General features: G+C 62.8%; 10 protein-coding genes. 3 read left to right on the top strand and 7 right to left on the bottom strand.

What is annotated here, in order from left to right; all coding sequences use genetic code 11:
- The 4 genes from SB4_RS04685 to SB4_RS04670 all read right to left on the bottom strand — a co-directional run.
- Window positions 1-643: M61 family metallopeptidase (locus SB4_RS04685; RefSeq protein ID WP_478212452.1), on the bottom strand; the 643-nt coding region annotated here is incomplete at its 3' end.
- A gap of 124 nt (window positions 644-767) precedes the next feature.
- Window positions 768-1,502, bottom strand: a complete 735-nt coding sequence (locus SB4_RS04680) for an SDR family oxidoreductase (RefSeq protein ID WP_058751624.1) — start codon at window positions 1,500-1,502, stop codon at window positions 768-770.
- Between the two features lie 44 nt (window positions 1,503-1,546).
- Window positions 1,547-1,918, bottom strand: coding sequence for a hypothetical protein (locus SB4_RS04675; protein ID WP_058751623.1), 372 nt, complete (start codon window positions 1,916-1,918; stop codon window positions 1,547-1,549).
- A gap of 18 nt (window positions 1,919-1,936) precedes the next feature.
- A complete protein-coding gene (locus SB4_RS04670) occupies window positions 1,937-2,848 on the bottom strand; it encodes an SDR family oxidoreductase (RefSeq protein WP_058751622.1) in 912 nt (303 codons plus the stop codon).
- 72 nt (window positions 2,849-2,920) lie between these two features.
- Between SB4_RS04670 and SB4_RS04665 the strand changes: the two genes are divergently transcribed.
- On the top strand, window positions 2,921-3,604 hold the full coding sequence (locus SB4_RS04665; protein ID WP_058751621.1) for a TetR/AcrR family transcriptional regulator: 684 nt from the start codon (window positions 2,921-2,923) through the stop codon (window positions 3,602-3,604).
- A 468-nt stretch (window positions 3,605-4,072) separates the two neighbouring features.
- Here SB4_RS04665 and SB4_RS04660 read toward each other — a convergent pair whose 3' ends face one another.
- Both SB4_RS04660 and SB4_RS04655 read right to left on the bottom strand, forming a co-directional pair.
- A complete protein-coding gene (locus tag SB4_RS04660) occupies window positions 4,073-4,420 on the bottom strand; it encodes an antibiotic biosynthesis monooxygenase family protein (RefSeq protein ID WP_058751620.1) in 348 nt (115 codons plus the stop codon).
- Complete coding sequence (locus SB4_RS04655) at window positions 4,417-4,746, bottom strand: NIPSNAP family protein (protein WP_058751619.1); 330 nt, start codon at window positions 4,744-4,746, stop codon at window positions 4,417-4,419. Before SB4_RS04655 ends, SB4_RS04660 begins: the two co-directional genes overlap by 4 nt.
- 138 nt (window positions 4,747-4,884) lie before the next feature.
- Here SB4_RS04655 and SB4_RS04650 point away from each other — a divergent pair, with 138 nt between their 5' ends.
- Both SB4_RS04650 and SB4_RS04640 read left to right on the top strand, forming a co-directional pair.
- Complete coding sequence (locus SB4_RS04650; protein WP_058751618.1) at window positions 4,885-5,598, top strand: ArsR/SmtB family transcription factor; 714 nt, start codon at window positions 4,885-4,887, stop codon at window positions 5,596-5,598.
- Between the two features lie 415 nt (window positions 5,599-6,013).
- The gene (locus tag SB4_RS04640; protein ID WP_153003118.1) at window positions 6,014-6,331 is read left to right on the top strand and encodes a hypothetical protein; all 318 of its coding nucleotides are present in this window, start codon (window positions 6,014-6,016) and stop codon (window positions 6,329-6,331) included.
- Window positions 6,332-6,393: 62 nt separating this feature from the next.
- Here SB4_RS04640 and SB4_RS19470 read toward each other — a convergent pair whose 3' ends face one another.
- Entirely contained in the window at window positions 6,394-6,813 is a 420-nt protein-coding gene (locus tag SB4_RS19470) for a hypothetical protein (RefSeq protein WP_193753736.1), read from the bottom strand.
- Window positions 6,814-6,957 lie beyond the last annotated feature (144 nt).

Raw genomic sequence — 6,957 nt, 5'->3', positions numbered from 1 at the left:
GATTGGGTTTGGACCCTAGGAGCGTGTCCAGCGTCGTGCGAGCGAAACGGATCGTCGCACTCTCGGAACGCTCGACCTTTAGCGTCGTGAAAGCGCGCATAGCGCTCGGCAAGGTCAGGGTAGGGGTCACGCCGATGTTTCGCGCGTACCAGCCTGCGGGGTATAGGATCAGCCGTTGCCACGGCACCGACACGACGTCGGGCGATAGCAACGTATCGCCGGCGACCATCTGGAACCGCACCTCGATCACCGATGTGCCGGGTGGCACGTCGACATGAAAGGCATGCGGTTCGTAGGGGTCGCGACGCCACGGCAGAGGGCGGCCTGCGGCTTCGACGGCAAGTCCGGCAAGGTCGGTGACGCTCAGGCTGGGGCCATGGCTGGCCGCTTCCCAACGCGGATAGAGGAGCGTCATCCGGCCGTCCTTGCCGATCGGGATACGCTGGCGGACCGAGAAGATGCGCCGTTGCACATCGGTCGCATCGACGTGGACATCGATCACGCCGTCGAACGTCCGGTCGACCGGACGCAGTACGGACGACGGGGGCTTGATATAGCGGGGACCATCGCCGGGTTTGCCCGCAGCAGGAACACTGAGCAAAACCAGAGCGAGCGACATCGTCAGGCACACGCGAGATTGCATCGTTACTATCTCATTTCCGAAAGAACGCCGGCTGTCGGCAGAGGGAATCACCTGATTATCGCCGCAAGGCCGTAAGCTCCGACCTGACCCAGGCAAATGCTGACGAGGTGCCGCAGCAAATAGGTCACCCCTGCGCGGTCGGGCGAATGACGATGCTGCCGACGTCGACCTCGGGTGGCTGCTCGATGGCGTAGAGGATGCCACGGGCGATCGCCTCCGGTGGGATCGCGATGCCGCCGGTTTGACTGTTCGTGGCTGCGCGGGTGGCCTCATCGGTGATGCCGTCGGCGAATCCCGTCGCGATCATGCCGGGGGAAATCTCGGTCACGCGCAGGTTCGGACCAGCCTCCTGCCGGAGCACCTCCGTTGCGGTGCGGACGGCGTTCTTCGTGGCGGCATAAACACCCATCGTCGGCACGAGGCGCAGCCCCGCCGTCGAGATGACGTTGATCACGTGCCCGCTGTTCTGCCGGCGGAACACCGGCAGCGCCGCGGCGATGCCGTAAAGGGTGCCGCGCAGGTTCACGTCGATCATCGCGTCCCACGCGTCGACATCGAGCGCATCGAAGCGCGAGATCGGCCCGATGCCGGCGCAGTTGACGATGACGTCCAGCCGTCCGCCGATGCTGAGCGCATGCGCGACAAGGGCTTCGAGATCACCGCGACGGCGGACATCGGTGATGTGATACGACGCTCGGCCACCGCCGCGCACGATCTCGTTGGCGATCAGCGCCAACGCCTCATCCCTCCTTGCTCCCAGAATGACGATGGCGCCTTGCTCGGCCAACAGCAGCGCGGTCGCGCGTCCGATGCCGCTGCTCGCACCTGTGATAGCCACGACCTTGCTCGCTACGCTCATAATGGTTCTCCTGTTCGAATGACCTCGTTGCACGTCGCGCTGCGTCAGGCGCGGGCGCGTACCGCCACGGTGGCTGCCAACAGCAAGGCGATGAAGATGCCCGCATTGATGCGTGGTTCGCGATATTCCATCGCGAAGAAGGTCAGTGCCAGCCACGCCGCGGCACCGCCAAATGCGAGCGTTGCCACCATCGGATCACGCAGCAGGTCGGGCTGGCGCCGCGTCGCCCACAGACACATCAGGCCGAACAGCACCTGTCCGAGCGCGAAGGCCGAATGGAATTCGTAATATAGCGTCGTTTCCGATCCGGGGACGTGCTTGCCGCGGATATGCTGACTGACCACGTCGATCACGAAATGCGCAGTTCCGGTAAGTGTCAGCCAGCCGAAAGCAGCAAGGGGCAGGTATCTCGCCATGATCCGTGTCCTCTCCACTCAGAACCGCACGCCGGTCGCGTCCTGCGACAGGGTCCAAAGCTGCTCGGCCGCGTGCTGATCGAGCGCCTGTGGCGGCACCTTCGCTGGCGCGGGATGACCGCGCGTCTCGCCCAGCCGATCGGGGCCATAATAGCCGCCCGCCTGAGCGTCCGATGCGGTTGCCGCAAACAGCAACGGCAGCGCGCCTTGGGCGGCGGGCTGGAACAGGAACGGCAGCAGCGTGCGCGCGATGCTGTGAGCGCTGCCACGGCCGGGGCCGTTATGCAGCAACTCGGTCCGCGCCACGCCGGGGTGAGCGGCAATGCTGCTGATTGGCCAGCCGGCGGCGACACTGCGCCGTTCGAGCTCCAGCGCGAACATCAGGCACGCGATCTTGGAGCGGGCATAGACCGGCATTGGCGCGTAACCGGCCCGTGCATTCCAGTCGTCCCAGTCGGTCGATCCCGCACGCGCCGCGACGCTCGACACCGACACGACTCGTGCATGCTCCGCGGCGCGCAGCAGCGGCAACAGCTGCCCGGTAAGGGCGAAATGTCCGAGATGGTTGGTACCAAACTGTAGCTCGAACCCGTCCGCCGTCTCGCGCCGCTCGGGCGGGACCATGACGCCGGCGTTGTTGACCAGAATGTCGACGCGCTGCTGCCGCTCACCGAGGCGTTCAGCGAATTGCGCGACCGAGCGGAGCGAGGCGAGATCGAGCGGCTCGAAGTGCACCGTGGCTGACGCGACATCCGACAGGATGTGCGACACCGCGCCGGCTCCTTTGCGTGCATCGCGCCCGGCGATCACCACGCCGGCGCCGGCACGTGCCAGTGCGCGAGCCACCTCGAGGCCGAGCCCGCCCGTGCCCGTCACCACCGCATTTCGCCCGTCTTGTCGTGGCATATCTGCCAGCGTCCACTTTCGCATTGTCGCCGCGCCTGCTATTGCTGCACTTAGTGCAAGTGATATCTTGCACTAAGTGCAATAATCAAGCGCGAAATGATGCCGTCGGTGAAGAAAGATGCTGGGCCAATCGCCGGTCTACGCGAGCGCAAGCGAGCGGAGACGCTGCGGCGGATCGTCGACGCGGGCATGTGCCTGTTCATCGACAAGGGCATTGACGCGACGACGGTCGACGAGATTGCGGCGGCCGCCGGCATTTCGCGTCGTTCATTCTTCCATTATTTTCCGTCGAAAGACGACATTCTCCTCTCGCTTCAGCAAGGCATGGGCGCGCTGATCGCCGAGCGGGTCCGGCACGGTGACGGCACGAAATCCCCGTTGGAGCTGATCCGTGCTGCGGTGATCGCGACCTGCGCCGAGGTGCCGGCCGACGACATGGTGAAGATCGACCGGCTGATGAAGGCGAGCCCCGCCGTGCAGGCACGCAAGCAGGCAAGCTATGTCGAGCACGAGCGCACGTTGCTGACGGCGTTGAGCGAGCGCTGGCCCGACCCGGCGCGACAAACCGGTCTTCGCCTCGTCGCCATCGTCGCGATTGGCGCCATCCGACTAGCGACCGAAGCGCTTGGCCAAGACAGCGAGGAGCGCACCATCGTGGAGCTGCTCGATGCCGCGTTCGACGCACTCGACCATGAGCTTCTCGATAGGACTCGACCATGGACGGCGTCACCACAGGCGAACGCTTATACTTGCCACACTTCAATTTCGTGCGACGGATGATAGTGGACAATGGACGGATGCAGCGAGGTATCGACGATAGCTCGAACTTTGGCTAGCGGCTTGGAGCCTGCTGGGGACAGCGCATAACCCGCGGCCGGCTCAAGCTGGGGGGGCAAGCAGCCGCGTGAGTTGACCGCTGCGCAGTTCCACGCCGGCTATGACGCAGAGTGCAAGCGCAATGCACACACGAGCCGCCATAGCCGCCAGAACACCGGATGCGGAACCTATCCAGAACTTCGCGGTGACATTGATGGAAGCAACAGTTTCATTCTGCGTAAAGCGCAGCGTCCGCGCCTAATATCACGCTACACAGCGTTTCAGACTGAACGCCGGAGCCGCTTTGCGCTCACGAGCTTCCGCTGGAATCCCGAAATGCCATGGTTGAGCGGGAAGCCGCTAGGCTTCCCGAAACCTCCCCTGGCAGGGGAAATGGGAAGGGTAGACGTGTTTCAGTGTGGGGCGACTGTCCTACATCGAATGAACAGCTAGGCAGTCTGCTGGAGCCTCGATACGATCGAGCATCCCGTAATCGCGGACGATGCTGGCGACCCGCAGCCGATAGTTCGTGAAAATGCCTGCTCGCCCCTGCGCCTGCGTGGCACGGTGTGCGGACGTGTTTCGCCACTGTTGAACGGCCTGCTCATCTCGAAAGAACGAGAGCGACACCATCCTGTTTGGCGCGGACATGCTTTGAAAGCGCTCGACCGACAGGAAGCCGTCGATCGTTTCCAGCTCGCCGCGCAATGCAGCGGCGAGCGCAAGGTACTGATCCGTCCGCCCCTCGGCCAAATCGACTTCGAAGATGACGGCGATCATGGTTTCATCAGTGGCGCATGGGGCGTCGAGGCAAGCCGGAGGAACATCCGATCCTCATGTAGAATGAAGCGTTCCCGCTTCGCGAACTCGTAGTTGCTTCGGCCAAGGGGATCATCGCGCAGTCGCGCACAGTAAGCCTCGTACGCGGCGAGGTTTTCGATGTTGTAAAGGCCATAGGCCGTGGTCGCCGACCCCTCATGAGGGGCGAAATAGCCGATCAGATCGGCCCCGCAACGCGGGATTGCCTGCCCCCAGTTGCGGGCATATTCCTCGAACGCATCGACACGAAAGGGGTCGATTTCATAGCGGATGAAACACGTAATCATGAATGGCCTTCCGATGTTGCTGTGACCGGGCCTTCATAGATCGCGGGCTTTGGACGATGCTTCGACCGGGATCGAACCGTTACGGAAGCCACATATGCGAGGACATCTGCAACGAAACCCGCTTCGGGTGAGAGATAGATGCTGACCACAACCGGAATTGCTGAAATCGCCGCCCTCATCGGCGATCCTGCCCGAAGCGCGATGCTGGTAGCGCTGATGGACGGGCGCGCGCTGACGGCGACCGAGCTGGCCGACGTTGCTGGGATCACCCCCCAGACGGCGAGCAGTCACTTAGGGCGGATGACGGAGGCCGGGCTGCTGGCTGTCGAACGGCAGGGGCGCCATCGGTATCATCGGCTCGCCTCGACGACCGTCGCCACCATGATCGAAAGCATCATGGCGGTCGCGGCCGAACCCGCGAACCTGGCAAGCCGCAAGGTCAGGACAGGTCCTCGCGATGTCGCAATGCGGCGCGCCCGCTCCTGCTACGACCATCTTGCTGACAGCATCGCTGTGGCTGTCGCCGATCGCATGGGTGAGCGAGGCTACATCACCGATCTGGCTGACGGTGGGGAGCTGTCGGCCGAGGGTATCATGTTCCTCCGGTCGATCGGCGTTGACGTGGATACCGCCTTGAACCGCACGACCGCGCGCAGGCTGTTTTGCCGCCCCTGCCTCGATTGGAGCGAACGCCGCCCGCACATAGCCGGGACGGTCGGTGCGGCCCTCCTGAATGCGTGCATCGAACAGGGCTGGATGCGACGCACAGATCGCTCGCGGATGATCTCTATCACGAGGGCCGGAGCGCTGGCGCTCAACGTCAACTTCGGAATCGAGCCGACTGAGCAATAGCCGGCGGTGTCGTTCCCGATTGGGAACCAATGACGGGAATCCCGCCGCGCCGATCGCAACCACAGCCGTTCGACGCGCCCGCTTTCCCAAAATCTGTTCCCGAATGCACTTTCCCAAAACGGCTGGATGGAGACGGAGAAATGGGAAAGTGGCGAGCGTCCCAACGACCACGTTTTGGGAGAGCGCTGGCCCCCGGGTGCGGCCGAAATGAGCCAGGCGACGGTCAGCCGCGCCGTGGCCGATGAGACCCAGAAGCGGTCGTTCGCACGTGCTTTCTCGCTTCCCGAAAGCTGCCGCTCGTTCATATAAGCGGATCGGCTGCTTGAGCGAGCCGCTCGGCCACTCGGAACGGCGGAGATTGGTGGTTAGCTGCCATTGCGCCAAGCGCCTGCTCCAATAGTCTGTGCGGATGGAAATGGACGAGTTGCGGCGCCGCTTGGCGGTAATCCTGGCTGTCGAAGAACGCGAGCCTACCGATTGGCTTGAAGTGGAACGGTTAGCGAGCGAGCTTCAGCGGGAACTCCCAATCGACGCCACACCCGAGGCTGTGCACCGCTATCTTGATGATGCGGACATTCGCTGTCGCGACGACGTATACGGCACACGTCAGAGGCAAGACGTGCGCCTGTATGTCGAACGCGGAGAATATGACGACGGTATCCCCATTCCGTGGTGGGGATGCGCGTTGGTACTTTTGGCCGGTGCAGGCATCGTCAAGTTGCTGCTGTTATAGCCGTGCGAATGTCTGCAACTGGGCGTAAGCGGAACATCCAAGGGCTGGGAGGGGGCGGGCATTCATTCGTGGCGTGCAGCTTGCCTGATTAGCCCAGGAACTCGTGCTAAAGCGAACAGAACGTTCATTCCATAAAGCCACACAAATGCCACCGTGGCGAGACCCAACCCACTGAGAACACCCCCAGCCTGCCAGCCAGCAGCGCAGAACACCACTGATCCAACAAGGCAGAAAACAAACCCGTGGAGGCTTCTCAGGCTGTAGTAAAGGCGCAAGCCCTTCGCACCCGGCCCTATCCAAAACTGCCCGCGATCGTATATTACCATTGCTAACCAGTTTGGAACAAAGAAATTTACCCAAAGTGGATCGTCGAAGCTGAGACCGAGCTCTGATCGGGCGATCTTACGTTTATGTTGCCGCCTGAGGATGTCTTCGAGACTGTCGAGGACATGTTCGGTGTTGCAGCCGGTTTGAACGGCCACGGAACCCTCTAAATGCCAAAGCCTCTCAATCATGGTCGTAGGTTACGTCGATCTGCCAGCGCCCGCAATTGGGCGTAAGCAGCCGCCCTACCCTACTGCCGCAACGACCCAGTTCCGGCCATTCGGGGCTCATTGCGTGCTCCC

The organism is Sphingomonas sanguinis (assembly GCF_001476905.1).
GTDB lineage: Bacteria > Pseudomonadota > Alphaproteobacteria > Sphingomonadales > Sphingomonadaceae > Sphingomonas > Sphingomonas sanguinis_B.
The sequence above is the reverse complement of the archived record's forward strand: the minus strand, read 5'-3'. Positions and strand labels throughout refer to the sequence as shown.

What these genes read in the sequence shown, in the direction of transcription:
- SB4_RS04670 (WP_058751622.1), bottom strand. Translation starts at nt 2,848, where the DNA reads ATGCGAAAGTGGACGCTGGCAGATATGCCACGACAAGACGGGCGAAAT.
- SB4_RS04660 (WP_058751620.1), bottom strand. Translation starts at nt 4,420, where the DNA reads ATGATCGCCGTCATCTTCGAAGTCGATTTGGCCGAGGGGCGGACGGAT.
- SB4_RS04640 (WP_153003118.1), top strand. Translation starts at nt 6,014, where the DNA reads ATGGACGAGTTGCGGCGCCGCTTGGCGGTAATCCTGGCTGTCGAAGAA.
- SB4_RS04680 (WP_058751624.1), bottom strand. Translation starts at nt 1,502, where the DNA reads ATGAGCGTAGCGAGCAAGGTCGTGGCTATCACAGGTGCGAGCAGCGGC.
- SB4_RS04675 (WP_058751623.1), bottom strand. Translation starts at nt 1,918, where the DNA reads ATGGCGAGATACCTGCCCCTTGCTGCTTTCGGCTGGCTGACACTTACC.
- SB4_RS04655 (WP_058751619.1), bottom strand. Translation starts at nt 4,746, where the DNA reads ATGATTACGTGTTTCATCCGCTATGAAATCGACCCCTTTCGTGTCGAT.
- SB4_RS04650 (WP_058751618.1), top strand. Translation starts at nt 4,885, where the DNA reads ATGCTGACCACAACCGGAATTGCTGAAATCGCCGCCCTCATCGGCGAT.
- SB4_RS04665 (WP_058751621.1), top strand. Translation starts at nt 2,921, where the DNA reads ATGATGCCGTCGGTGAAGAAAGATGCTGGGCCAATCGCCGGTCTACGC.